Here is a 26341-nt window from a genome sequence, read left to right as displayed (position 1 = left end):
TAAGATTTGGAGGTGTTGACGTTGTCATTAGAAACAGAAAATAATGACTATAATACTGACGAAGTGTATAACCAAAATTTGTTAGATGATCTATTAAAACAAGACGATATTGATCGTTTTAGAGAAGAATTTCTAGCAATGCACGAATATGAACAAAGTGAATATTTTGAAGACACTACGAATGAAAATAGACAAAAGATATTTGAATTTTTATCACCTCAAGAAGTAGGGGAATTCTTTGAACAATTAGAAATAGATGATGAAGCATATGAGGACCTTTTTGATACGATGAATGCACATTATGCTAGTAAAGTTTTAGAAGAGATGTCTTCGGATAATGCTGTAGATATATTAAATGAACTTTCGAAACCGAAAGTAGCTAGTTTGCTAACGTTAATGAACCGTGACGATGCTAATGAAATTAAGCATCTATTACATTATGAAGAAGATACAGCTGGCGGTATCATGACGACGGAATATATCTCATTAGATGCCAATACTCCAGTTAAAGAAGCATTAATGTTAGTAAAAGAACAAGCACCAGATGCCGAAACGATTTATGTTATTTTTGCCATTAATACCGATGGACAATTAGTTGGAGTATTATCTTTAAGAGATTTAATTGTAGCTGAAAATGATGCATATATAGAGGATATAATGAGTGGGCGTGTGATTAGCGTTAATGTAGCAGATGACCAAGAAGATGTAGCTCAAAAGATGAGAGACTATGACTTTATTGCAATGCCAGTAATAGATTATCAACAACATTTACTTGGTATTATTACAATTGATGATATTCTAGATGTTATGGATGAAGAGGCAAGTGAAGACTACTCTCGTTTAGCTGGGGTATCTGATATTGACTCAACAAATGATTCTGTTGTGAAGACTGCTACTAAACGATTACCGTGGCTTATCATTCTTACATTTTTAGGAATGATTACCGCTACTATATTAGGTGGTTTTGAGGCAACATTATCACAAGTTGCATTATTAGCTGCATTTATACCTATTATTAGTGGTATGTCCGGAAATTCTGGTACACAATCACTTGCGGTGTCTGTACGTAATATCTCTACTGGGGAAATTGATGAACAAAGTAAATTTAAGGTTGCATTGAGAGAAGCGGGAAGTGGCTTGCTTTCAGGATTAGTTTGTGCCACTGTTTTATTTATTATCATCGTTGTTATATATAGACAACCATTTTTAGCACTAATAGTTGGAGGCAGTCTTACTATTGCAATGACGGTTGGTACGTTAGTTGGTTCTATGATTCCGTTATTTATGAATAAACTGAATATTGATCCAGCCGTAGCCAGCGGACCATTTATTACAACAATTAATGATATTGTAAGTATGTTAATTTACTTTGGTTTAGCAACAACATTCATGTCATATTTAACATAGGGGGACAAAATGGAGTTCTTTTCACTAGTCATTGTAGTTCTAGCAGCATTTTTTACACCAATTATTATAAATAGACTGAACATCAATTTTTTACCAGTGGTTGTAGCCGAAATCATCATGGGTATTATTATTGGACAGTCTTTCTTAAATCTAGTACATAAAGATAGTATGCTTAATATATTATCAACGTTGGGCTTTATCTTTTTAATGTTTTTAAGTGGTTTAGAGATTGACTTTAGCACTTTTAAAAAAGATAAGAGAAATCGACAAGGTACGAACAAACATGAAAAAGATGTACCAAGCCATCTTAATTTAGCGCTAACCGTATTCGCATTTATTATGATTATATCAGTAATATTAGCTTACGCGTTCAAATGGTTAGGACTCGTAGATGATGTGTTATTAATGATAATTATCATATCAACGATATCACTAGGTGTCGTAGTGCCTACTTTAAAAGAAATGAATATAATGCGTACAACTATCGGTCAATTTATATTATTAGTAGCCGTATTGGCTGACCTAGTAACGATGGTACTGTTAACTATTTACGGTGGTATCAATGGTAGTGGTAATGGTTCAGTTTGGCTTTCAGCAATTTTACTTGTATTTACTGCTATTTTCTATATACTAGGTGTTGTATTTAAGCGTATGAAATTTTTACATCGCTTAATTGGTGGTACTACACAAATAGGTATAAGAGCAATCTTTGCATTAATTATTCTATTAGTTGCACTTGCAGAGGGTGTAGGTGCTGAATATATACTAGGCGCATTCTTAGCTGGTGTGGTTGTATCCTTACTGAAACCAGATGAAGAATTAGTGCATACACTCGATTCATTTGGATACGGGTTCTTTATACCAATCTTCTTTATTATGGTTGGTGTTGATTTAAATATTCCGTCATTAATTAAAGAACCATCATTATTATTAATTATTCCAGTGCTCATTCTAGCTTTTATTATTTCAAAATTAATTCCAGTTTTCTTTATTAGACGTTGGTTTGATAATAAGACAACGATAGCATCAGCATTTTTACTTACTTCAACATTATCATTAGTTATAGCATCTGCTAAAATTGCAGAGCAATTAAATACAATATCATCTGAAATGTCAGGCATTTTGATTTTAAGTGCAATCATCACGTGTTTGTTTGTACCGATTATTTTCAAGAAAGTGTTTCCAATTCCAGATGAGGCTAATCGTAAAATTGATATTGCATTAATTGGCAAGAATCAATTGACGATTCCAATTGTGCAAAACTTGTCACCACACTTATATAATGTGACATTATATTATCGCAAAGATTTAGGAGATAAGCGTAATTTATCTGACCATATAACTGTTGTAGAAATAGCGAATTATGAAGAACAACTCCTAGAAAGATTAGGGCTATTCAATCAAGACATCGTAGTTTGTTCTGCTAATGATGATAGTCTTAACCGTGATGTGGCAAAATTAGCCAAAGCACATGATGTTAAACGCGTAATTTGTCGACTTGAAAATAGTAACGAAGATGAAGAAATGAAAGGTGAAGGTATTGAAGTATTCAGTAATTTCATTAGTAATAAAATCTTCCTACAAGGCTTAATTGAAACACCAAATATGTTAAACATTTTAAGCAATGTTGAAACATCATTGTATGAAATTGAAATGTTAAATCATCAATATGAAAATATTCAACTACGTAATTTCCCATTTGGTGGAGATATTATCTTCGTTCGAATTATTCGTAATAATGAATCAATCGTGCCTCATGGTGATACACAACTTAGATACAAAGATAGACTTATCGTAACGGGTTCAAAAGAATACGTAGATGAATTAAAATCAGATCTAGAATTTTATTATTGATTTAGAAAAATCAATAACAGGCGTCAGGGGTGGGACAGAATTCTTTTTAAATTCATGGTCCCACCCCAACTTGTTTATCTTGTAAAATTTCTTTATAAAAATCTTTCTTTCTAGGGCACCGCTCGAGAGGATGACTATAACTGAGAATACGCAATTTTTTGGCTCTCTCAGTTCAGTCAGCTTCTGCGAATTTGAAAAATAGCATCATTATATTATTTATGGACCAAGCTCTCATGTATGACCAGGTAATAATATTGCTTTATCATTATGAAGCAAAAATGGTAAAATGATAACGTTAGATTAGTCTACATTGTTTGTACAGTGAGATTAAGATATAAAAAACGATGATTAAGGAGTTATTTCGAATGATTAATCTTGAAAATAAAACCTTCGTAATTATGGGTATTGCTAATAAACGTAGTATCGGATTTGGTGTTGCAAAGGTATTAGATCAATTAGGGGCTAAACTTGTTTTCACATATCGTAAAGACCGTAGCCGCAAAGAATTAGAAAAATTATTAGAACAATTAAACCAAGAAGATCCAAAATTATATCAAATCGATGTTCAAAAAGATGAAGATGTAGTAAATGGTTTCGCTAAAATTGGCGAAGAAGTAGGCAATATTGATGGCGTTTATCACTCTATCGCATTTGCAAATATTGAAGACTTACGTGGACGTTTCTCTGAAACATCACGTGAAGGTTTCTTACTTGCGCAAGATATCAGTTCATATTCATTAACAATTGTTGCGCACGAAGCGAAGAAAATAATGCCAAACGGTGGTAGTATTGTTGCAACAACATACCTTGGTGGTGAATTTGCCGTTCAAAACTATAATGTAATGGGTGTAGCTAAAGCAAGTTTAGAAGCTAATGTTAAATATTTAGCTTATGATTTAGGCCCGGACAACATTCGAGTAAATGCTATTTCTGCTGGTCCAATTCGTACATTAAGTGCTAAAGGTGTTGGTGGTTTCAACACAATCCTTAAAGAAATTGAAGAACGTGCACCATTAAGACGAAACGTGGATCAAGAAGAAGTAGGTAAAACAGCTGCTTACTTATTGAGTGATTTCTCAAGTGGCGTAACTGGTGAGAATATCCATGTAGATAGTGGTTTCCACGCAATAAAATAATAAATTAATTCAATTACTTGGTGTGTATAGCACCAAGTTTTTTTGTTTACAAAAAGAAGTGAACTTGAATGCATTGTAAATTCAAGTTCACTCCTGAAACGTTTTTTAAATTTATATTAATCTAGTCTTTAACGTCGCTATTAGCTTTATCAATAATGCGTTGACGATATTTAAAGACATTGCTCGCAATAGTCTTAAGTACTGCATAGAGTGGTACGGCAATTAAAATAAGTGTGAAACCACCTAAATCTCCTGCGGCTAAAATAACAACAATTATTGTAAGTGGGTGAATACTTAAAGATTTACCCATAACATTTGGTGTAATCACATTACCCTCAAGTTGTTGAGCGATTAATGTAACAACACAAACCCAAATAAATGTAGTAGGACTATCTATGATACCGAGCACAGCTGCAGGTGCAAATGATAACCATGGTCCTAAGAAAGGTATTAGGTTAGCTACACCAGCAAATAGTACTAATAAAGGTGTATATGGTAAACCAATAATGGTATAACCAATATATAAAATGACACCTAAAATAACACTTACAGTCACTTGTCCTTGAATGTATGATTTTAATGTGAAGTTTAAATCTTTCATTAAGTCGACTACAAATACTTTACGTTCTCCCTTGAAAAATTTAGCAAGAGCAGGAATAAATTTTTCATGATCTTTTAACATGTAAATTAAGAAGAACGGTACCATGATAAGTAAGAAGACAGTTGAAATAAATGACGTTAAGTATGTAAATGAATTAGCCAAAATTCCAGTCATACTATCACCAATTGATTTTACAGCAGAATTAATTCTATCTGTTACATCGCTTGGAAGTTTATCCATTTGCGTAAGTGAGAAGTTAACAATTTGTTCAGCTTCTTTTTGCAGTGATGGTGTTGCTTTGATTAAACTATTCACGTTAGAGATAATAATTGGTGCTATAAATGCGACTACGATAGCAATAATAGCAATTAAACCAATAAAAATTGTAGTGATACTTGCCCAACGCGGGAAACCCCACTTTTCAAGAATACTTTGGAAAGGTAAGCAGATATAGAATAAAAATCCGCTAATCATAAATGGAAGAAATACAGAACCGATAATGGTTACAATAGGTGCAAAAACACTTTGTACTTCCATAAACAATTTAATTAGCACGAACAAGATAACTAGGGCAATTCCTGTTCGGAACCAAACTTTGTTAAGCATAAGCTTACGTCCTCCTATTTTCATTTGATCATTATTTAATTAGTATATATCAATTAAGACGCGTTAAAAAGGGAAATTTTGACTTCTAGAGAGATACACTGAGATTAATGAAGTTCATATTTAATATTGTAATTAATAAATATAGAGCTACATTTTGAAAAAAGTGTTATAACTATGTATAAATTACCAAATTTCGTGAGTATGAAACATTAGATTTTTATCAGAGATTTAAAAGTCATCATTATCTTGATACAATAAGTATATTCTATTTAGGGGGCGTCAATATTATGTCGAATTTCAAATCAGGCAAAATTAATAAATATATATTACATAGTAATATCTTAGAAAGAGATGTTACATTATCAGTATATTTGCCTGAAGATTACTCTGAATTATTTAAGTATCAAGTCATTATATGTTTTGACGGGCTAGATTTTTTAAGATTTGGAAGACTTCAACGTGAATATGAACGGTTGAGAAGAGAAGATGAAATTCAACGAGCCATTATAGTTGGATTTCATTATGAAGATGTTGATAAACGTAGAGAAGAATTTCATCCACAGGGTACTAGAAGTCATAAAACCGTACAAGCTATTGGTAAAGAATTGCTGCCATTTATTGATAAGACGTTTCCAACTTATAAAGTAGGTAATGCCAGAATTTTAATAGGAGATAGTCTTGCTGGTAGTATAGCACTTTTAACCGCATTGACTTACCCAACTATTTTCAGTCAAGTAGCAATGCTTAGCCCGCATTCAGATGAAATTGTAATAGATAAATTTAATAAGTGTATACAATATAGTGAATTGTCTATTTGGCACGCTATTGGTTTAGAAGAAGAAGATTTTGCTTTGCCAACAACTGGAGAACGTGCAAACTTTTTAACACCAAATAGAGATTTAGCAACAGTCATTAAAGACAAAGAGCTCACATATCATTATTTAGAATTTGAGGGTGGACATAACTGGAAATCTTGGAAACCGCTATTATCAGACATACTTAAATATTATTTAAGCGATGAAGTAATTACACAAGAGTCAAATGAAGTTTAATTACTTGTATTTTTAATAGTATCATCAATGCTAAGATTTAATTGAGATAATTAAATGTACAATACTACGAAATAAAATGTTTAGATAATGTAAACATTTTCAAAAAATTCTGCTAACTAATAACGTAATATATAGAATTTTGCTATAATAGTAATATGTTAAACAAAGGAGGAATTTCAATGAATATAGGATTAGCATTAATTCCGTCAAAATCATTTCAAGATGAAGTGAATGGTTATCGTAAACGTTATGATACTGAGTATGCACGTATCATGCCTCATATTACGATCAAATCACACTTTGAAATCAATGATGATGAATTAGATTCAGTAAAAGAAGAAGTTAAAAAAAGATTAGAAGGTTTTGGACCTGTAGATGTTCATGCTACAAAAGCTTCAAGCTTTAAACCAACTAACAATGTAATTTATTTTAAAGTTGCTAAAACTGATGAATTAGAACAACTTTTCAATTTATTTAATACTGAAGATTTTCATGGTGAAGCTGAGCATCCATTCGTGCCACACTTTACGATTGCTCAAGGTTTAACAAGCCAAGAATTCGAGGATATATTTGGTCAAGTAGAATTAGTAGGGGTAGACCTTAAAGAAAAAATTGAAGAACTATCATTATTACGCTATGACGAAGAAGAGGATAAATGGAAAGTGATTGATTCTTTCAAGTTAGCGTAAAATTAAATAATATGTAAAATAAAAATCTAGCTAATGTACAATGTATGATGTACATTAACTAGATTTTTAGTATTTTATCTACTTTTTATTAGAAACGATTTGCTTTGCCTCGATACTTTACAAAATAAACACCGTAGAATATCGCTAATACTAAAAAGATTGTTGCAGAAAAATAAAATGTATTATTTAAACCATTAGAAAACTGAGCGATTAAGCCTCCAAATAAAGGACCTATCATAGAACCAAATCCTTGAACACTATTAAATACGCCCCAAGTTTCTTCTTGTTCAGCGGGTTCAATTTGCCCTGCCATAAATGTATTCCATGCAGGCAATAATATCCCATACATTAAACCTATAAATATCGCTACAATCCAAACGATAAGGATATTTGTTACTAAAGATAAACCAAAGATAAACGCTGTGAATAGTATAAAGCCTGTAAAAATAACTGCATACATAAAGCCGTTACTATTTTTATCAATAATCTTAGATAAAAATAACATTGCAAAGGCACAACCGGCGCCACCTATAGCGATGGCAATGGTATACTCAATAGTACTTACGCCTACTACCTTTGTAGCATATGTAGGTAGTATAGGTAGTAATGCTGAAATAGAAGCACCTTGTAATAAAATACCAGGGAATAACACTAAGTGACGTTTCATAACATTAACGATTTGTTCTAATTGTTCACTAACAGGTTTAGTATTGTAATTTGTTAATTTAATATCAACAAAATAATACAATACCCATGCAATGACTACAACAAGTGACATCATAAATGCAAATCGAGTAGGATGTAATTTAACTAGAACATTCATAAATGCCCATCCTACGAGTAATCCTAATAACCAAGCAAAGTAAACATAGCCCATTTGTTTACCACGTTGTGCTTCCTCTACACTAGATAACATGATAACCCATATAGGACTAACAGCAATACCCAACATGATAGCACTCAAAATGATAACTATTGGATTAGTTGGGAACCAAATGACTAAGAATAAACTAATAAAAGCTAATAAAAAACCTAAGGTTAATACTAGCTTAGTACCAAATTTTTTCAAAAGAAATCCGATGACAAAATTCGTTGCCGCATCGGATATAAAGTGAATTGATAATGCCGCTGAAGTCACTGCAACAGCAATAGAGGTAACGGTTGGTAAATAATTAACGTAACTTAATACATACATTCCCCGTGCAAACTCCATTAAGAACAAAATAACGAGCATTATCTTGAAGTTCTTACTAATTCCTTTATTACTTAACGAAGAATCTGGCATATAAAGGAACCTTTCCATATATTTCTTGTTGTTGTGATGAACTGTCTAAGATATTTAATAAATCGGTACATAGTCTATAAGTTGAATGGTTAACCTTTTCTTCAGTCATTTTATTAGTCATAGCTTGTAAGCGGTACTCGTGATTTGTTAAATCAGAAACAATATCTATAGCTTCTTCAGGTGTATTCGCGATTTTGCCATATGATTTATCTTGGAAATATAATGCATTTTCAAGCTCTTGACCTGGAGCCGGATTCAAGAAGATCATTGGTAAACTACGTGTTAAACCTTCGGAAATCGTTATGCCACCTGGTTTTGTAATCATAAGTTGACTTGATGCCATCCATTCATTCATATGTTTTGTATATCCTAGAATAAGGACATTGTCATATGATTTAAATTGCATTTCTAAAGTACGTTTTAACCCTTTGCTACGACCACAAACCATTACGATTTGTGATTGTGGACTTTTCTGAAGGATGTTATCAATCATATAGTCAAATCCTTTTGATACACCAAATGCCCCGGCAGACATCAGAATAGTTGGTTTATCAGGATTTAAATTATGTTTCTTCAACCAAGCAACTTTATCGATGTCAGATTCAAATTTATCGGAAATAGGTATTCCAGTCACTTTTATATCAGAAGCAGGGATACCAACATTTACGAAATCACGTTTGGTATCGTCAGTAGCTACATAATATCTATGAGAGTTAGGCGTTATCCAGTTTTTTTGTAGACGGTAATCTGTCATAACAGTTGCGATTGGAATATTTATGTTAAATTGCTCTGTTAGCACTGACATTACTGGAGTAGGGAATGTCAATAAGATTAAGTCTGGTTTTTCTTTAAGTAGTAGATTGATTAATTTATTTAATCCATAATATTTATAAAAACATTTATCTAATTCATCAGGGCGACTATAATAAAAGTTTTTATACATATTTCTAAAATACTTAAAGCTATTGATATACCATTTTTTGCAAATAGAAGTTAAGATTGGGTGTGCTTCCATAAACAAATCATGCTCAATAACTGATAGATGAGACAAGTTCATTTCATTGAGTTGATTAACAACACTTTGTGTCACTTGTAAATGTCCATTTCCAAATGAGCCGGTAATAATCAATATCTTTTTATTTTGAGTAACCATTAATAGTCACCCTCCATTAATTTAAATTTAAAACACGCAATAACTTATTCTGATTTAACTATAGTAGCAATAAACATACTTGCATAGTTATCATAATATATATACCCTTTTTTGAAAGTATAAAATTCATTTATAGTGCATTATAGCATATTAAGGAATTTAACATCATCTTTATATAACTATCCTAGCATTAATAGATTTAAAAGTATTGAATTAAAGTGATATATATAGGAAATTTTAAAATAATTAACTATTAATTAATAATTCCTTCAATTATATTAATGAAATCTTTAGTTTGAGGTGTAAAACATATCAAGTTCGTATTAAATCTAATCAATATTTTAATGATTATAAATTTATCAACAACTTCAAAACGTGTATAATAAAATTATTGTAAAAAAAGGAGCGATACATTTTGAATGCGAATGAGTTGTTCGAAAAAATACGAGTTAAACAAGTAATAGGTACTTTAGATATAAATGTTACTGATATCACTACAGATTCACGTACCGCTAGTGAAGGGAGTATATTCGTCGCATCAAAAGGCTATACAGTTGATAGCCATAAATTTTGTCAAAATGTTGTTGATCAAGGTGCAAAAGTCATTGTGGTTAACCATCAACAAGACATTAACAGTGACGTGACGCAGGTTATCGTACCAGATACATTAAGAGTTGCTAGCCTGTTAGCACATACTTTATATGATTATCCTAGCCATCAATTAACTACAATAGGTGTAACAGGCACTAATGGCAAAACTTCAATTGCTACTATGATTCATCTTATTTATAGAGGTTTAGGTAAAGGAAGCGCATATTTAGGAACAAATGGTTTCCAAATAAATGAACATAAAACTAAAGGTGCCAATACAACACCAGAAACAGTGTCTTTAACTAAAAAGATTAAGCAAGCGGTTGATGAAAATGCGGAAGCTATGACTATGGAAGTATCTAGTCACGGTTTATCACTAGGGCGATTAAGAGGTGTAGAATTTGATGTTGCGATATTCTCAAATTTAACTCAAGACCATTTAGATTTTCATGGCACAATGGAAGCCTATGGACATGCTAAATCATTGTTATTTAGTCAACTGGGAGAAGACTTATCGAAAGAGAAATATGCAGTTTTAAATAATGATGATGATTTCTCCAAATATTTAGCATCAGTTACACCATATGAAATATTTACATATGGAATAGACCATGACGCTCAATTTATGGCTAAAAATATTCAAGAATCTTTACAAGGTGTTCAATTTGATTTCGATACGCCTATAGGTACATACAGTGTTAAAACACCATATGTAGGTAAATTTAATATTTCAAATATTATGGCTGCCATGATTGCCGTCTGGAGTAAAGGAATATCTATGGAAGATATCGTCAGAGTAGTTGAGAATTTAGAGCCAGTTGAAGGGCGTTTGGAAGTTCTAGATCCTTCGCTACCAATTGATTTAATTATTGACTATGCGCATACTGCTGACGGAATGAATAAACTTATAGATGCAGTAAAACCCTTCGTGAAACAAAAATTAATCTTTTTAATTGGAATGGCTGGAGAACGTGACTTAACTAAAACACCTGAAATGGGCGCAGTAGCTTGTAGAGCAGATTACGTAATATTTACGCCAGATAATCCTGCTAATGATAATCCAAAAATGTTGACTGCTGAACTAGCAAAAGGCGCAACTCATGATCGTTATGTTGAATTTGATGACAGAGCTGAAGGGATCAAACATGCCATTGATATAGCTGTACCGGGCGATACAGTTGTATTAGCTTCTAAAGGAAGAGAACCATATCAAATCATGCCTGGACATATTAAAGTGCCACATAGAGATGATTTAATTGGACTTGAAGCGGCATACAAAAAATTTGGCGGTGGCCCAAGTGAAAATTAAACAATTATCTATAAATGACGAAATTGTTAATGTTTACTTTTATATAATTGAAGATAAAAATCAAATCATGTTGGCTATTCCAGATATATTTTGGTCAATAGAACTTGATTTGGATATGGACAGTAATGAGGTTAAGGAAGAATTGGTAATGCAATTATTTGCTTTTATCGAGGAAAATGAAGCAAACAAAATTGCTTCGAATTTAACAAACTGGATTGTGAATGATTTTAAAGGAGATTAATAGATGAGTTTAAAAGAAGAAGTTGAATCAAGAAAAACGTTTGCCATAATATCTCACCCGGATGCTGGTAAAACGACACTGACTGAGAAGTTATTATATTTTAGTGGTGCAATTAGAGAAGCGGGTACAGTTAAAGGTAAAAAAACAGGTAAATTTGCAACTAGTGACTGGATGAAAGTGGAGCAAGAACGTGGTATTTCAGTAACGAGTTCAGTGATGCAATTTGACTATGATGATTACAAAATTAATATATTAGATACACCAGGACACGAAGATTTCTCAGAAGATACTTATCGTACTTTAATGGCAGTAGATAGTGCAGTGATGGTTATTGACTGTGCTAAAGGTATTGAACCTCAAACTTTAAAGCTATTTAAAGTTTGTAAAATGAGAGGAATTCCAATTTTTACATTCATTAATAAATTGGACCGCGTAGGTAAAGAGCCATTTGAATTATTAGATGAGATTGAAGAAACATTAAACATTGATACTTACCCTATGAACTGGCCAATTGGTATGGGTCAAAATTTCTTTGGTATTATCGATCGTGAGTCTAAATCTATAGAGCCATTTAGAGATGAAGAAAATGTTTTACATTTAGATGATGATTATGAACTACAAGAAGAGCATGCTATTCGTAATGACAGTGCATTTGCTCAAGCTATCGAAGAATTTATGCTTGTAGAAGAAGCAGGTGAAGAATTTGATAATGATGCGCTATTAAATGGTGAATTAACACCCGTATTCTTTGGTTCTGCATTAGCTAACTTCGGTGTTCAAAACTTCTTGAATGCATATGTTGATCATGCACCGATGCCTAATGCACGTCAGACAAATGAAGAAGTTGAAGTAAGCCCATTTGATGATGAATTTTCTGGATTTATTTTCAAAATTCAAGCTAATATGGACCCTAAACATCGTGATAGAATTGCATTTATGCGTGTTGTTAGCGGTGCATTCGAACGTGGTATGGATGTAACATTACAACGTACGAGCAAAAAACAAAAAATTACGCGTTCAACATCATTTATGGCTGACGATAAAGAAACTGTTAACCATGCAGTAGCTGGAGACATCATTGGTTTATATGATACAGGTAATTATCAAATTGGAGATACTTTAGTTGGTGGCAAGCAAAAATATAGTTTCCAAGATTTACCTCAATTCACACCGGAAATATTTATGAAAGTTTCAGCTAAAAACGTAATGAAGCAAAAACATTTCCATAAAGGAATTGAACAGCTTGTTCAAGAGGGAGCAATCCAATATTATAAAACGCTTCACACTAATCAAATTATTTTAGGTGCCGTTGGTCAATTACAATTTGAAGTGTTTGAACATCGAATAAAAAACGAATATAACGTTGATGTTGTTATGGAACCTGTTGGTAGAAAAATTGCGCGTTGGATTGAAAACGAAGATGATATTCAAGATAAAATGAACACGTCTCGTTCAATATTAGTGAAAGATAGATATGATAATTTCGTCTTTTTATTCGAAAATGAATTTGCAACACGCTGGTTCGAAGAAAAATTCTCAGAAATTAAATTGTATAGTCTTTTATAAGATTATGATTGAAAATAATGGGTATTTAAAAATATCTCTTTAAATAGACAATTTGTTAAACGTTAATTGTTTATTTATATTAAGTATAGTGTATAATACACTTAACAAATGAATACCTATGACAATCTGTCAGAGGGGAGTAACTTGAAGACCATTAACTACTTGATGGTTAGCGCTTTATCGTCATTACGAAGTATTATCTTCCGGTAAAGTGGGCATTTATTTGCTAAGTGAGACCTTTGCTATTATTTAGCATAGGTCTCTTTATTTGTATTAAAACAAAAAGGAGCTGTCCACTATGGATCCGAGTTTAATTTTACCTTACCTATGGGTAATTCTCGTTCTTGTATTTTTAGAAGGGCTATTAGCAGCTGATAATGCGGTTGTAATGGCTGTTATGGTAAAACATTTACCACCTGAACAACGTAAAAAAGCGTTATTTTATGGTTTGCTAGGTGCATTTGTATTCCGTTTTCTTGCCTTATTCTTAATTAGTATTATCGCAAATTTCTGGTTTATCCAAGCACTTGGTGCCGCGTATTTAATTTTTATGTCAATAAGAAATCTCTGGCAATTCTTCCACAAAAAACATGAAGATCAACCTGAGGGTGACGACCATCATTTTGACGAGTCTGGCGTAGAGAAAAAAGTCGGACCTATGCAATTTTGGGGCACTGTTTTAAAAGTTGAATTTGCAGATATAGCTTTTGCAATTGACTCAATGTTAGCAGCGATGGCAATTGCTGTAACATTACCTGAAGTTGGCATTCATTTTGGTGGCATGGACCTAGGTCAATTCTCAGTAATGTTTATTGGCGGAATGATCGGTGTTATTCTAATGCGTTTTGCCGCTACATGGTTTGTTGACTTACTAAATAAATATCCTGGATTAGAAGGAGCTGCCTTCGCAATTGTAGGTTGGGTAGGTATTAAATTAGTTGTTATAGTACTTGCTCATGAAGATATAGGTATTTTACCTGAAGATTTCCCTCATAGTACATTATGGCAAGCTATCTTCTGGACAGTTATGATTCTTTTAGTCGTAATCGGTTGGTTAACGTCAGTACGTAGCAACAAGAAGAAAGCCAATAAATAGTATTAAATAAGTGATTCGAGCCTTTTAGATTTGATGTGTATCATCAAGTTTAAAAGGCTTTATTATTATAAATTGTGCAATTTAGTGATTTGATAAGAAAAATTCAATTTTGAACCTTCAATTCATTGCTAATTGGCGATATTGATATTAAACTTTAGTTAATGAATAAATTAAATAATGCCACAACCACAAAACATAATTTAACGTTAGCATGATAGATTGTGAGTTAGTCGATAGGAGTGGACACCTTTGGATAATGATAAAAAACACGTAATACCACGTGAACAGTATCGTCGAAAACGACATGAGTATTTCCATAATGAAGAACGCGAAGAACGATTAGAACGTGAGAGAGAACAACGTGAGAGACTTGCCAAAAAAGAGCAAGAACAAGCAAAAGTTAATGAAGAACGTGTTAAAGATAACATGCGAAAAGCAAGAATTGAGAAATTAACACAAGAAGAAATTCACCAGCAACAACATCTAGCTAAATTACGATCTGATAATGAATCTGATCAAGAATTAAATGATACTAACACGCATCATTTAACACTACCTGAAGAGCAACAACTAAAAAATGAACATAAAGAAAATAATGATAAGGTAACTAAACCTACTGACGAAGTGGAAAAACAAGAGAAAGAAGACAATAATTTTACTCCTTCCAAACATGCTGAAATAGAACCCAAATATAGTAGAGGTGAAAAGAATAAAGGAAAACAACAAGTTAATATTAATATAAGTGAAGTTAATCATCTTGATAAAAGTGAACAAACTAAAAAACAAAAAGAGACTAAATCATCATCGAAAGACGTTTTAGAAATAAATGAAAGTCGAAAAATTGAACAAAAGGAACAAAAAGCAAGTTCTAATGAAAATTCTAACCAGGAATTAAATTCACATACTAAAGATAAAAGCAATGAAGTTGAAGATAATCAAGACATAAAGAGTGCATCTAGTCAAAATTTAGCTCATTCTAATAAGTCAGAAGAAAATGAACACTCAGAAGATAAGCCTAAGAGCAATGATACGATGGACAAAGTAAAAGACTTTTTAAAATTGCATTGGCTTAAAATAGTCATAGTAGTTGCAATCATATTAATTGTTATACTAATTAGTGCAATTATCTCAACGATTAATCAAAATAGTAGTATTGAACAAAGTAGTAACAATGATACGAAATACACAACAACAATGAAGAATGCAGAAACAGCTGTTAAATCAGTGGTAACAATTGAGAATGACACACCTAAGAACATAACAACACAAACAATTGATAAAACAAATACAAACTCAAATAATGAAGTTGGTTCAGGTGTCGTCTACAAAGCTGTAGACGATACTTTTTTTATTTTAACCAATACACATATAGTTGGAAGTAATAAAAGAGTAAACATTACATATGATGATGATAAAACAGCTACTGCTACAGTTGTTGGGAGAGATATGTGGTCAGATATTGCAGTGCTTAAAGCAACGATAAAAAATAAAAACGTGCAGCCAATTAAAATAGGTCATTCAAAACATTTAAAGCTAGGTGAATCCATCCTAGTTGTTGGTAATCCACTTGGAAATGATTTTAAAAATACAGTGACGAAAGGTATTATTTCCGGATTAAATAGGGCAGTACCTGTCGACTTCGATAAAGATAATAAGAATGATGAATTGGTTAATACATTTCAAATTGATGCTTCAGTTAACCCAGGTAATTCAGGAGGTGCTGTCGTCAATAGAGTTGGAGAATTAGTAGGCTTAGTATCGTTAAAAATAAATATGCCTAATATTGAAGGCATGGGCTTTGCAATTCCAATTGATGATGCACGAGAAATTGCTGAGGAATTAGAGAAAAATGGTGAAATTCAATATCCTAATACTGGTATTGGAATTAAAAATGTTTCAGATTTATTACCTTATGAAAGAAATTTATTAAAAGTGCCCGAAGATGTTCAAAACGGAATCGTAGTAGAAATGTTAAAAGAAAATGGTTTAGGTAAAAAATCAGGTTTAAAAATTGGTGATGTAGTTGTAGAATTAGATAGTAAATCAATTCAAAATAATTTACAGTATAGACAAATAATTTTTAATCATAGACAAGACTTAAAAACATTGTCGGCTGAAATTTATAGAGAAGGAAAATCTCAAGATATAAAAATAAAATTGAAATAATGTTGAGGTGACAAATGAGTGTCTATTTTCAGTAAGTTATTTAAAAAATCTAGCCCTCAACAGGGGATAGTTTTATATTATTTGATAGCCATAGTTGTCGCTTTTTTATTATTAAACCTCCCATTTGTGCATAAACATGGTGTTGATGTTAGCCCAATCGATACGCTATTCGTTGCTGTATCAGGGATTAGTGTTACTGGACTATCTCCCGTTAACATAGTAGATACATATTCAACATTTGGCCAAATTATTATATTAATCATACTTAATATAGGCGGTATTGGCGTCATGGCGATTGGTACAGTACTATGGGTTGTGTTAGGGAAACATATAGGTATCCGCGAACGCCAATTAATAATGTTAGATAATAATAAAGATACAATGAGTGGAACCGTTAAGCTGATATTAGAAATCATCAAAACGATATTAACAATAGAACTTATAGGTGCATTGTTATTAGCTTTTTATTTCTATAGAGATAATCCAGATTTAAAAAATGCACTCATGCAAGGTTTATTTGTGTCTGTCTCTGCTACAACTAACGGTGGACTAGATATCACAGGGCAATCATTAATACCTTACGCTAAGGATTATTTTGTTCAAACGATTGTCATGTTTCTAATCGTATTAGGATCAATAGGATTTCCTGTATTACTTGAAATCAGAGCATATGTAAGGAATAGAGTCAGTCATTTTAGATTTTCACTATTTACCAAAATAACTACATGCACATATCTATTTTTATTTGTTTTTGGTGTTTTAGCCATATTAGCATTAGAACATCACCATGCTTTTAAAGGATTAAGTTGGCATCAATCCTTATTTTATTCATTATTTCAATCTGCAACAACACGTAGTGCTGGATTACAAACCATTGATGTAACAAACTTTAGTGATGCAACGAATGTAATTATGAGTATCCTCATGTTTATTGGTTCATCTCCAAGTTCAGTTGGTGGTGGTATACGTACAACTACATTTGCGATACTAATTCTCTTTGTAATTAATTTTAATAATAATGCTGAAAAAACAGCTATAAAAGTATTCAATAGAGAAATACATGTAGTTGATATTCAACGTTCATTCGCCGTATTTACTATGGCGTCAATTCTAACTTTCGTAAGTATGATTGTTATTCTCGCTACTGAAAAAACAAATTTAACATTTCTACAAGTATTCTTTGAAGTCATGTCAGCCTTTGGAACATGTGGTCTATCTTTAGGTGTTACAGACGATATTAGTGGACTTACTAAAGTAATACTAATGATATTAATGTTTATAGGTCGTGTTGGTTTAATTTCATTTATTATTATGATAGCTGGACGTAAAGAACCGGATAAATACCATTATCCTAAAGAACGTGTTCAAATTGGTTAAATAGATTAGCATTCACAGAAATTATTAATTCTGAGAATGCTTTTTTGATTAGAAATAAATAGCAACTACAGATTAATAAATGTTAAACTAGCTTTAAATAAGGGGTGTGTAAATTGGAGAAAAATGAACATATAAATATAGATATCTTGGCAACATCCGATATGCATAGTCATTTTATGAATGGAGATTTTGGATCAAATATATATCGTGCTGGTACCTATGTTAAAAATATTAGAGAAAACAATGATAAAGTCATTTTATTAGATAGTGGGGGAAGTGTAGCTGGCTCATTGGCTGCGCATTATTATGCTATTGTCGCACCCTATAAACGTCATCCTATGATTAAATTAATGAATGCTATGCAGTATGATGCTAGTGGTATAAGTCCGGATGATTTTAAATTTGGATTATCATTTTTGACTAAAGCAGTATCACTATCAAGGTTTCAATGGTTATCTGCGAATATAGAATTTGCATTAACAAAGGAACCATACTTCTCAACACCTTATATAATTAAAGAATACGATAATGTTCGAATCGCAATTGTAGGTTTAACTGCAGATGGATTAATGAAAAACGAATTCGCTGAAATGGAGAAAGAGGTTAGTATTGAAAAAGCACTATTATCTGCTAAACGCTGGATTAGATATATACATGAAAGTGAACATCCTGACTTCTTAATTGTAATCTATCATGGAGGACTATATAAAATAAATCAAACGAATACAAGACATAGAAAAGGTTCTCATGAAGCGGAAAAAATAATGAAGGAAATAGGTGTGATCGATTTAATGATAACAGCGCACCAGCATCAAACGATTATAGGTAATGATTTTGAAACAGTGTATGTTCAAGCAGGACAAGATGCTCAAGAGTTAGTACACGTCAAAATTAAATTTAAAAAACGTACGAACTCGTTCGAAAAAGAAGATATTGAATCTACAGTAATTAATTTAAGTGAGTATCCAGAAGATCAGGAATTACTTGAGACAACGTATTATGATCGTAAAGCCTTAGAACATTGGTCAAAGGATATTGTTTCAGAGAATAAAGTCGATTTACAAGTTAATGGCTTGGAAGACTTACTAAGTAGTCCACACCCATTTATACAATTATTACATGATAGTCTACATTTAGCCTATGAGAATAATATTACTTGTATTAACGTGCCTAAAAATGGCGAAAAGGGATTAAAAGGTATAGTGACTAATGAGGGTGTTTATAATGCTTATCCACATCCTGATAAAGCAATAGATATAACACTTAGAGGCCATCAAATTAAAAAGATGCTTGAATATACTTATTCTTATATTCAATTTGAGCAAGATCAATTAAGTATGACTATTATTGATGAAACATTATGTACATTGTGGCAAGGATTTGATTATGAGGTAGATATGTTAGCGCCTCGTTTTGATAGAGTTAATATAAAAAATATTGAGTTAGATGAAAAGTATAGAGTTACAATGACAGATTATTGTTATAGAAATTATCGTCAATACTTGGAAGATGAATCAATACTTCATTCCACATATGATCGACCGATGAGTTCACTTATCGCTGAAAAGCTAAATCAACCTAATTATTATTTAAAGTTGGACTCTAATTTTTCAGTAACGTATTAAAAATAGTACTCATATAAGTAAACGTATTTAAATTGTAACTTACTTCAAAAAAACTTTTCTTAGTTAAAACTAAGAAAAGTTTTTTATCCATGAAATATTAATAATAGTATAATTGCCACAATTTGTCCTAAAGAGGTAGTTACGATGCGACGCGTATATTGATAACTCAATGATAATACTAATTGAGCTACAAAAATAAATGCTACTATCCACCATTTATCTAAATAAATAAATAAAGAACTAGAACATAATGCAGTAATCAAGATGATTAACCAAGTAGGCAATTTAAATTGAGTCAGTTCTTTTTGCAAAACAGTTCTCATGTATAACTCATGACAAGGAATTACAAAAATTAACGTCACTAACATTTGCCATTTGAAATAAACACCTGTTCTTGATAATTCTTTAATAAGTTCTGCATATGTTATTTGTGGTGAAAGTAATGAAAAAATTAATTGTATTATAACCAAGACGATACCTGTAGCGATACCAACTCCGATAGAAGTTAAAAGTCTTTTAGATTCTATGTCCCTTTGGTAAAATACATAACTAATGCCTGCAATTAACATAATACCAGTGTATAGATACCAGTATTCTTGATGCTCTCCCCACATAACAAATAAAATCAAATGGAATACAATGAAACTTGCTATAAACCAAATTAAAGCTTTTGATATATTTTTCATTTTAATGTATACCTTCTTATTCAACGATAGTATATCGTCTATGATTAATAACTGTTTTTTCTGGTAAGTCTAATTCATTGAAGTTATCCATAATTGTTAAGTCTACAATAACTGAATTGTCATTAATTTTCTCAACACGGCCTCTTAAACCGTCATAAAATTCTACGATATTTCCTACTTCTGCAACAGTCATACGGAGTCCTCCTAAATTCATAACTAGGCTATATTGTACTAAAAATTTGCATAATAATAAACAAATATATGCTAAAAATGGCAAATAATATTTTAATTATGAAAATAATGTCAAATTTGAGTAAATAATTGGCAAAATAACTAAATATAAGGCATAACTAAACTAAGGGCATATACGAGAGAGTCAAAGGAGAGATATAGATGAAATTTGTAAGCAATAATAATATTATTGATCCTACAATTAACCTTGCCATGGAAGAGTACGTGTTAAAACATTTACCTTCGGATGACAGTTACTTTCTATTTTATGTAAATGGACCGTCTATCATTGTCGGAAAAAATCAAAATACTATAGAAGAGGTTAATAAACAATATGTAGATGAAAATAACATACATGTTGTACGCCGTATTTCAGGTGGTGGCGCTGTATATCATGACCAAGGAAATCTAAATTTTAGTTTTATTACAGATGATGACGGTAATAGCTTCCATAATTTTAAAAAGTTTACAGAGCCAATTGTACAAGCACTTCAATCAATGGGTGTAGATGCTGAAATGACTGGTCGTAATGATATTCAAGTAGGGCAAGCTAAAATTTCAGGGAATGCCATGGTTAAAGTTAAAGATAGAATGTTTAGTCACGGTACATTAATGTTAAATAGTGACTTGGGAGAAGTACAAAATGCATTGAAAGTTAATCCTAAAAAAATTCAATCTAAAGGTGTTAAGTCAGTGCGTAAGCGTGTAGCAAATATCGATGAATTTTTAGAAGAATCGATTTCAATTGATGACTTTAAACAAATCATTCTAAAAACAATTTTTGGTGAACATGAAGTTGAAGAATATAAGTTAACAGACGAAGATTGGAAGAATATAGAAGCATTAAGTAATGAGAAATACCGTACCTGGGAATGGAACTACGGTCGAAATCCTAAGTATAATTTTGAACGCGATGAAAAATTTGAAAAAGGATTTGTACAAGTCAAATTTGATGTTAAAAAAGGCAAAATTGAACATGCTAGAATATTCGGAGATTTCTTTGGTGAAGGTGATGTAACAGAGTTGGAGAACGCACTTGTAGGTGTGTTGCATGATTACAATCACATTAAAGAAGCAATGGAAGAGTTTGATTTCTATCATTATTTCGGCGCTATTGAAAAAGAAGATATTTTAAAATTGATGTCTTATTAATATAACTAAGCGGCTATATAGGATTTAACCTATAGCCGCTATATTTTTTATTTATTTAAATGATCTATAGCATATTGCGCTTCTTCTTGCGTGAACTTTTCACCGTAGCTAGAAGTGAGTTGATCATAAATTGCATCATTAGACATATCTTGTTGATTTGCATAATCCTTAGCTTTTTCTAAAGCATTTTTCTTATAATCAACTTTAAGATTATCAATTGCATATTGAGCAGCATCTTCTGGGAATTTTTCTCCTGCATCAGATGTTAATTGATCATAAATACCTTGTTTAGACATGTGCATAACATCAGAATATGTCTTAGCTTTATTAAGAGCCGATTTTTGTTCTCTAGTAGCATCAGAATCATTTGAACTTTGTTGCTCAGTATTATTAGAATTAAGACTATTATTAGAATTACTAAAAGAAGCAGTACAAGCTGATATTCCTATTATGATAAGGATTAATAAAACTAGGCAACCACCACAACCACCACATCCCCATAACCATCCTTTTTTCTCATTGGACTTATGCTGTTGGTAATCTTGAAATTGTTGCCATTGTCTTTGCGCTTCATTGCTCTCAAAATGTCGATCAGCCATTATTTAACATTCTCCTTTAAAATTTATATTTTATACAAATAAGTATATTATATAAATTAGACATATGGAACGAAATATTTTTAAATTTTAAAGTTTTAATATTTTAAATTAATGTAAGTTTTAACATTAAATTAATGCTAAAGAGTAAATTAATAATTTAATAGATAATTTATTTGAAAATGCAAAAGGAGTAAATTAGATTTTATGAGTGGAAAATAGAAATGTAAAAAACCCTCCAATAAATGGAGGGTTTAAAATGACGGAAACGGAGGGATTCGAACCCTCGCGCCGCTCTCGCGACCTACACCCTTAGCAGGGGCGCCTCTTCAGCCAACTTGAGTACGTTTCCATATGGCTCCGCAGGTAGGATTCGAACCTACGACCGATCGGTTAACAGCCGATAGCTCTACCACTGAGCTACTGCGGAATAATATGTATTTATATAATGTATCTCTATGAGCACAAATATTATTATATCAATAAACTTAAAATTTGCAAGGGATTATATTTAAAAAATATACGGAACATTTACACTATATTAATATAAAAGTCCCGTATGATTTAAAATTAAACGTAAAACTATTTATCTTGTAATAGTGAATAATGTGAAAGTGCTTCGAAAATATTTAAAGTCGTTTTTTCATAATCAATTGGCATTTCTGGATTGTTTGACTTCATACGAGATTGTTTATCGACCATGTAATAATAAAAAATGCAGTTAGAGTATTGGTGCCAAATACTGTGGTAGGAAACATTAAGTGTTAATGTTTGATGATTTGCAAAAATAATTTTACATTTTCGATTTTTAAGAGGCTTAATTTCATGTACATAATGCATATTAATCCACATGTTTTCTTCTAAACGGTCTGAATGCGTAGGGAAAAAATAAGTGGGGAAGAGAGGAGTCAATAAAATAGGTGGTTTACTAGTAATGCCGGCAATTCGTTGTGTTTCGGATTTCTTACTAATATAGCTATTACCATAAAATTTACATGAGCGTTCGACGATTTTTTGAGTTTTGAATGGGCTTGAAACTATTGTAGAATCATATTTCCATATTTCAGATCCTTTTGTTTGCTCATAATCATCAATGACGGGTTTGATTATCATATCTCCTTTTCGAATAATATATACAGTATTTTGGCTTTGAGAAATATTTGTCATCTCTTAACCTCCTTAAATTTATATCATTATTAAGCGCTAAAAACTCAACGATTAATAATATAAATTTATTATATAAAATTTTTATATGTTGTCAAGGTAATCATTACATATAAAATTACACTTATTTTTTGCGAAAAGTCAGAATATTCTATTGATTTAAAAAATATAAGCTTGTATACTATCCTTATACAAAAAAAGAAAGGCAGTGATTACAATGAATCACAAAACGAATGTCAAAAATACGACACTAGAAGATTTTGTAACGACAGTTAATGATTTAGGCGTTGAGCTAGTCATTGAAGAGGCGCTTCGTCAAGGACGAAAGAAACAGTTAATGAAATTGATTGATGATGCGTTGATTAATAAGAACCAGGAAGATTTTATTAACTTTACTAATGAATATAAAAATCTGGAGGCATTTCTCAATGAGTAAATTAGGATCCTGTAACTCATTATAAAAGGTCTATTCACTACTTAAATCAAAGTTAGCGAATAGACCTTTTTATATTTTATTTTTGACCACCGTTTGATTTTCCCTCAATTTTATTACGAATCCATTTTACTAAATATCCTGTTATAACAATTCTAAGTACGCGTTTGATAATATTCATACTAGCTTACTCCTTTTTTTATGTTTATTTGAGTTTACCCGTTCTACACATTATTAAAGATAATTTCTAAAATTACTGATTAAATTTTTGGATGGCGGTTATTTGGTATAAATATATAGCCATTTTCATCAGCTTTAGTTGTAAAGATTATGATAATACCATGGATAATTGAAATAATGGTTGGAATAGTAGTCCAAAAGAACACTAAATGAAGCACGCCTTGCCACACTTTGTCTGCGTAAAATTTATGAATGCCGACACCACCCAAAAATAAAGAACATAATACATATAATGTTTTATTAACTCTCATAACTATGTTACCTCCTTAATCTCATATTTTAAGCATTTCAAAAATTAAATCAAATATTACTGAGGTGATTGAAAAAAATGATTATAATTACAATTAAAATGTTTTAATTTGCTGCAATTAATTTATTAATATTTGTAAATTTTATATAATAAAGTTAACAAATTTATGGAGAGGAGAATGGTAAATTGATCAGAAAAGCACGTCCGAGCGACAGTAAGCAAATAGCGGAATTATGTTATATCATTTGGCATGATATGGAACTAGATATTGTACAAGAAATCACTAAAGAACGTGTTATTCATGCAATTGAAGAAAGTATAGTCAATATTAATTATAGAACGAATTATAATAACATTTGGGTATATGAGCAAGACAATCATGTTGCAGGATGCATCATAGCATATAAGGGTGATAAAGAATTAGAGTTAGAAGCAGCATGGAATAAATTGCCGTTGGAAGAGGACATAAAAGCAATAGGTACGCCATTACCTTTGAAAGAATCTAAAGATGATGAATGGTACATTGAGGCTGTTGCAACATTCTCGGAATATAGAGGACAGGGTATTGCAACTAAATTATTTAATTATCTAATATCTACATACCCGGATAGAAAGTGGAGCTTAAGTTGTGACTACGATAATCCAAGAGCTAAGAAATTATACGAACGTTTAGGTTTTAAATGGACTGAGGATATAGAGTTGTATGGCCATCAATATTTACATATGGTCTATTCATCATAGGCAAAAAATAAAACGGAGGAGACAGAAACTATAATTAGTTTCATTGACTCACTCCGTATCATCTTACAATGAAATATTTTAAATTTATCTGAGGATATATTAAATGCCACCTAATAGGGCACTAATATAAATACCTAAAGCGTATAATACACCAAAAATTGTGTTTGTTTTTCCAGTTGCAGCCATAGCAGGCATCATACTTGCAGGTGTATCATTCTTTTTGAAACGACGAATGGCTTTAACTGGCATAGGGAATGATAACAAGACAAGTAGATAAAATAGTGAACCACCATCTACAAATAATGCAGTATAGACAACGAAAACGTATGCAATGATATACATAACTGTCATAAATGTAATTGAGGCGCGTTTACCTAATAAAATAGGTAGAGTTTTACGTCCACTCGCTTGGTCTTTGACTCTGTCGCGTATATTATTAGCCATGTTAATTAGACCAATTGTAATTACTATTGGAATACTAATCCAAACCACAAAGCTATTGATATTGCCAGTTTGTATGAAGAACGCTAATAAAATAATAATCATACCCATGAATAAACCAGAAAACAGTTCACCAAAAGGCGTCCAAGAAATTGGCATTGGACCACCTGTATATAAATAGCCAATTGCCATACAGACGATTCCTACTGGAATGATCCAAAATGAACTATTCGCTGCTAAAAAGATACCAAGCAATGCAGCAACGATATAAAAAGCAATTGCTAGATTCATGACAAGTTTTGGACTCATACCATTTCTTACGATAGCACCACCGATACCAACGGAAGTGTGATCATCTAAACCTTTTTTAAAGTCATAGTATTCATTAAACATGTTTGTTGCAGCTTGGATAAGTAAACAAGCGATTAACATTGCAATAAATAACATGAATTTGATGTTATCTTGACTACCTAATAAAAAAAGTTTTGCAGTTGAAGTACCAACTAAAACTGGTACAACAGCAGCAGTTAAAGTATGAGGTCGCATCAAATGCCAATATTTTCTAACAGTAGAATATTGTTGATATTGATTTGCCATAATTTAATCTACCTCTTATTGTATTTTTTTAACATATGTATTTTAAAGGAATAGTA

The 26341-nt window shown here is 31.6% G+C and carries 25 protein-coding genes and 2 tRNA genes; 15 read left to right on the top strand and 12 right to left on the bottom strand.

Features of this window, described 5'->3' with window-relative positions:
- The first annotated feature begins 21 nt into the window (after positions 1-21).
- The 3 genes from mgtE (at position 22) to fabI (ending at position 4397) form a co-directional block, all read left to right on the top strand.
- Positions 22-1407: a magnesium transporter gene (gene mgtE, locus HMPREF2715_RS00410; protein ID WP_070485483.1), complete on the top strand. Its 1386-nt coding sequence runs from the start codon at positions 22-24 to the stop codon at positions 1405-1407.
- Positions 1408-1416: 9 nt separating this feature from the next.
- Positions 1417-3261 carry a monovalent cation:proton antiporter family protein gene (locus HMPREF2715_RS00405; RefSeq protein WP_070581475.1) on the top strand — a complete coding sequence of 615 codons (1845 nt, stop codon included), beginning with the start codon at positions 1417-1419 and terminating at the stop codon, positions 3259-3261.
- A gap of 365 nt (positions 3262-3626) precedes the next feature.
- Positions 3627-4397, top strand: coding sequence for an enoyl-ACP reductase FabI (gene fabI, locus HMPREF2715_RS00400; RefSeq protein ID WP_037535483.1), 771 nt, complete (start codon positions 3627-3629; stop codon positions 4395-4397).
- Between the two features lie 121 nt (positions 4398-4518).
- Here fabI and cozEa read toward each other — a convergent pair whose 3' ends face one another.
- A complete protein-coding gene (gene cozEa / locus HMPREF2715_RS00395; RefSeq protein WP_070441342.1) occupies positions 4519-5604 on the bottom strand; it encodes a lipoteichoic acid biosynthesis protein CozEa in 1086 nt (361 codons plus the stop codon).
- 287 nt (positions 5605-5891) lie between these two features.
- On the opposite strand from cozEa, the gene HMPREF2715_RS00390 reads away from it, so the two are divergent.
- Together HMPREF2715_RS00390 and HMPREF2715_RS00385 are read left to right on the top strand one after the other, a co-directional pair.
- Positions 5892-6656 carry an esterase family protein gene (locus tag HMPREF2715_RS00390; RefSeq protein WP_070581474.1) on the top strand — a complete coding sequence of 255 codons (765 nt, stop codon included), beginning with the start codon at positions 5892-5894 and terminating at the stop codon, positions 6654-6656.
- 179 nt (positions 6657-6835) lie between these two features.
- The gene (locus HMPREF2715_RS00385) at positions 6836-7345 is read left to right on the top strand and encodes a YjcG family protein (RefSeq protein ID WP_070581473.1); all 510 of its coding nucleotides are present in this window, start codon (positions 6836-6838) and stop codon (positions 7343-7345) included.
- Between the two features lie 88 nt (positions 7346-7433).
- Here the strand turns inward: HMPREF2715_RS00385 and ltaA are convergent, their stop codons facing one another.
- Positions 7434-8630, bottom strand: a complete 1197-nt coding sequence (gene ltaA / locus HMPREF2715_RS00380; protein WP_070581550.1) for a lipoteichoic acid biosynthesis MFS flippase LtaA — start codon at positions 8628-8630, stop codon at positions 7434-7436.
- On the bottom strand, positions 8608-9783 hold the full coding sequence (locus HMPREF2715_RS00375; RefSeq protein ID WP_037557760.1) for a diglucosyl diacylglycerol synthase: 1176 nt from the start codon (positions 9781-9783) through the stop codon (positions 8608-8610). The genes ltaA and HMPREF2715_RS00375 overlap by 23 nt, the downstream gene beginning before the upstream one ends.
- 415 nt (positions 9784-10198) lie before the next feature.
- Here HMPREF2715_RS00375 and HMPREF2715_RS00370 point away from each other — a divergent pair, with 415 nt between their 5' ends.
- From HMPREF2715_RS00370 to HMPREF2715_RS00340, 7 genes are all read left to right on the top strand, one after another.
- Entirely contained in the window at positions 10199-11683 is a 1485-nt protein-coding gene (locus tag HMPREF2715_RS00370; RefSeq protein WP_070581472.1) for a UDP-N-acetylmuramoyl-L-alanyl-D-glutamate--L-lysine ligase, read from the top strand.
- Positions 11673-11924: a YueH family protein gene (locus HMPREF2715_RS00365; protein ID WP_070581471.1), complete on the top strand. Its 252-nt coding sequence runs from the start codon at positions 11673-11675 to the stop codon at positions 11922-11924. The genes HMPREF2715_RS00370 and HMPREF2715_RS00365 overlap by 11 nt, the downstream gene beginning before the upstream one ends.
- A gap of 3 nt (positions 11925-11927) precedes the next feature.
- A complete protein-coding gene (locus tag HMPREF2715_RS00360; protein ID WP_070581470.1) occupies positions 11928-13490 on the top strand; it encodes a peptide chain release factor 3 in 1563 nt (520 codons plus the stop codon).
- 298 nt (positions 13491-13788) lie between these two features.
- Positions 13789-14586 (top strand): TerC family protein, encoded by a 798-nt coding sequence (locus HMPREF2715_RS00355; RefSeq protein ID WP_070581469.1) that lies wholly within the window; start codon positions 13789-13791, stop codon positions 14584-14586.
- Positions 14587-14835: 249 nt separating this feature from the next.
- Entirely contained in the window at positions 14836-16752 is a 1917-nt protein-coding gene (locus HMPREF2715_RS00350; protein WP_070581468.1) for a S1C family serine protease, read from the top strand.
- A gap of 18 nt (positions 16753-16770) precedes the next feature.
- A complete protein-coding gene (locus HMPREF2715_RS00345) occupies positions 16771-18129 on the top strand; it encodes a TrkH family potassium uptake protein (RefSeq protein WP_070581467.1) in 1359 nt (452 codons plus the stop codon).
- 113 nt (positions 18130-18242) lie between these two features.
- Complete coding sequence (locus HMPREF2715_RS00340) at positions 18243-19754, top strand: bifunctional metallophosphatase/5'-nucleotidase (protein WP_070441306.1); 1512 nt, start codon at positions 18243-18245, stop codon at positions 19752-19754.
- 83 nt (positions 19755-19837) lie between these two features.
- Here the strand turns inward: HMPREF2715_RS00340 and HMPREF2715_RS00335 are convergent, their stop codons facing one another.
- On the bottom strand, positions 19838-20440 hold the full coding sequence (locus tag HMPREF2715_RS00335) for a CPBP family glutamic-type intramembrane protease (RefSeq protein WP_011276203.1): 603 nt from the start codon (positions 20438-20440) through the stop codon (positions 19838-19840).
- Positions 20441-20456: 16 nt separating this feature from the next.
- On the bottom strand, positions 20457-20633 hold the full coding sequence (locus HMPREF2715_RS00330; protein WP_070441302.1) for a YkvS family protein: 177 nt from the start codon (positions 20631-20633) through the stop codon (positions 20457-20459).
- A gap of 200 nt (positions 20634-20833) precedes the next feature.
- Between HMPREF2715_RS00330 and HMPREF2715_RS00325 the strand changes: the two genes are divergently transcribed.
- A complete protein-coding gene (locus HMPREF2715_RS00325; RefSeq protein ID WP_070441299.1) occupies positions 20834-21823 on the top strand; it encodes a lipoate--protein ligase in 990 nt (329 codons plus the stop codon).
- Between the two features lie 47 nt (positions 21824-21870).
- Here the strand turns inward: HMPREF2715_RS00325 and HMPREF2715_RS00320 are convergent, their stop codons facing one another.
- From HMPREF2715_RS00320 to HMPREF2715_RS00305, 4 genes are all read right to left on the bottom strand, one after another.
- The gene (locus tag HMPREF2715_RS00320) at positions 21871-22422 is read right to left on the bottom strand and encodes an Ltp family lipoprotein (RefSeq protein WP_070839128.1); all 552 of its coding nucleotides are present in this window, start codon (positions 22420-22422) and stop codon (positions 21871-21873) included.
- Between the two features lie 260 nt (positions 22423-22682).
- A tRNA-Ser gene (locus HMPREF2715_RS00315) sits at positions 22683-22771 on the bottom strand.
- A 3-nt stretch (positions 22772-22774) separates the two neighbouring features.
- Positions 22775-22849: transfer RNA gene (locus tag HMPREF2715_RS00310), tRNA-Asn, on the bottom strand.
- A gap of 152 nt (positions 22850-23001) precedes the next feature.
- Entirely contained in the window at positions 23002-23586 is a 585-nt protein-coding gene (locus tag HMPREF2715_RS00305; RefSeq protein WP_011276196.1) for a competence protein ComK, read from the bottom strand.
- A gap of 214 nt (positions 23587-23800) precedes the next feature.
- On the opposite strand from HMPREF2715_RS00305, the gene HMPREF2715_RS00300 reads away from it, so the two are divergent.
- A complete protein-coding gene (locus tag HMPREF2715_RS00300) occupies positions 23801-24019 on the top strand; it encodes an IDEAL domain-containing protein (protein ID WP_070441293.1) in 219 nt (72 codons plus the stop codon).
- A gap of 76 nt (positions 24020-24095) precedes the next feature.
- Here the strand turns inward: HMPREF2715_RS00300 and HMPREF2715_RS12170 are convergent, their stop codons facing one another.
- On the bottom strand, positions 24096-24197 hold the full coding sequence (locus HMPREF2715_RS12170; RefSeq protein WP_011276194.1) for an SAR1012 family small protein: 102 nt from the start codon (positions 24195-24197) through the stop codon (positions 24096-24098).
- Between the two features lie 79 nt (positions 24198-24276).
- Complete coding sequence (locus HMPREF2715_RS00295) at positions 24277-24507, bottom strand: NINE protein (protein WP_070441290.1); 231 nt, start codon at positions 24505-24507, stop codon at positions 24277-24279.
- 185 nt (positions 24508-24692) lie between these two features.
- Here HMPREF2715_RS00295 and HMPREF2715_RS00290 point away from each other — a divergent pair, with 185 nt between their 5' ends.
- Complete coding sequence (locus HMPREF2715_RS00290) at positions 24693-25247, top strand: GNAT family N-acetyltransferase (RefSeq protein WP_070441287.1); 555 nt, start codon at positions 24693-24695, stop codon at positions 25245-25247.
- A gap of 99 nt (positions 25248-25346) precedes the next feature.
- Here the strand turns inward: HMPREF2715_RS00290 and HMPREF2715_RS00285 are convergent, their stop codons facing one another.
- On the bottom strand, positions 25347-26285 hold the full coding sequence (locus HMPREF2715_RS00285; RefSeq protein ID WP_070441284.1) for a 1,4-dihydroxy-2-naphthoate polyprenyltransferase: 939 nt from the start codon (positions 26283-26285) through the stop codon (positions 25347-25349).
- Positions 26286-26341 lie beyond the last annotated feature (56 nt).

The organism is Staphylococcus sp. HMSC062A01 (assembly GCF_001836805.1).
Taxonomy (GTDB): domain Bacteria; phylum Bacillota; class Bacilli; order Staphylococcales; family Staphylococcaceae; genus Staphylococcus; species Staphylococcus haemolyticus.
Note: the sequence above shows the minus strand (reverse complement) of the source record. Positions and strands in the feature narration are given on the sequence as shown.

Coding starts and splice junctions, on each gene's coding strand:
- HMPREF2715_RS00405 (WP_070581475.1), top strand. CDS start 1,417: ATGGAGTTCTTTTCACTAGTCATTGTAGTTCTAGCAGCATTTTTTACA.
- fabI (WP_037535483.1), top strand. CDS start 3,627: ATGATTAATCTTGAAAATAAAACCTTCGTAATTATGGGTATTGCTAAT.
- cozEa (WP_070441342.1), bottom strand. CDS start 5,604: ATGCTTAACAAAGTTTGGTTCCGAACAGGAATTGCCCTAGTTATCTTG.
- HMPREF2715_RS00390 (WP_070581474.1), top strand. CDS start 5,892: ATGTCGAATTTCAAATCAGGCAAAATTAATAAATATATATTACATAGT.
- HMPREF2715_RS00385 (WP_070581473.1), top strand. CDS start 6,836: ATGAATATAGGATTAGCATTAATTCCGTCAAAATCATTTCAAGATGAA.
- ltaA (WP_070581550.1), bottom strand. CDS start 8,630: ATGCCAGATTCTTCGTTAAGTAATAAAGGAATTAGTAAGAACTTCAAG.
- HMPREF2715_RS00375 (WP_037557760.1), bottom strand. CDS start 9,783: ATGGTTACTCAAAATAAAAAGATATTGATTATTACCGGCTCATTTGGA.
- HMPREF2715_RS00360 (WP_070581470.1), top strand. CDS start 11,928: ATGAGTTTAAAAGAAGAAGTTGAATCAAGAAAAACGTTTGCCATAATA.
- HMPREF2715_RS00355 (WP_070581469.1), top strand. CDS start 13,789: ATGGATCCGAGTTTAATTTTACCTTACCTATGGGTAATTCTCGTTCTT.
- HMPREF2715_RS00335 (WP_011276203.1), bottom strand. CDS start 20,440: ATGAAAAATATATCAAAAGCTTTAATTTGGTTTATAGCAAGTTTCATT.
- HMPREF2715_RS00330 (WP_070441302.1), bottom strand. CDS start 20,633: ATGACTGTTGCAGAAGTAGGAAATATCGTAGAATTTTATGACGGTTTA.
- HMPREF2715_RS00325 (WP_070441299.1), top strand. CDS start 20,834: ATGAAATTTGTAAGCAATAATAATATTATTGATCCTACAATTAACCTT.
- HMPREF2715_RS00320 (WP_070839128.1), bottom strand. CDS start 22,422: ATGGCTGATCGACATTTTGAGAGCAATGAAGCGCAAAGACAATGGCAA.
- HMPREF2715_RS00305 (WP_011276196.1), bottom strand. CDS start 23,586: ATGACAAATATTTCTCAAAGCCAAAATACTGTATATATTATTCGAAAA.
- HMPREF2715_RS00300 (WP_070441293.1), top strand. CDS start 23,801: ATGAATCACAAAACGAATGTCAAAAATACGACACTAGAAGATTTTGTA.
- HMPREF2715_RS12170 (WP_011276194.1), bottom strand. CDS start 24,197: ATGAATATTATCAAACGCGTACTTAGAATTGTTATAACAGGATATTTA.
- HMPREF2715_RS00295 (WP_070441290.1), bottom strand. CDS start 24,507: ATGAGAGTTAATAAAACATTATATGTATTATGTTCTTTATTTTTGGGT.
- HMPREF2715_RS00285 (WP_070441284.1), bottom strand. CDS start 26,285: ATGGCAAATCAATATCAACAATATTCTACTGTTAGAAAATATTGGCAT.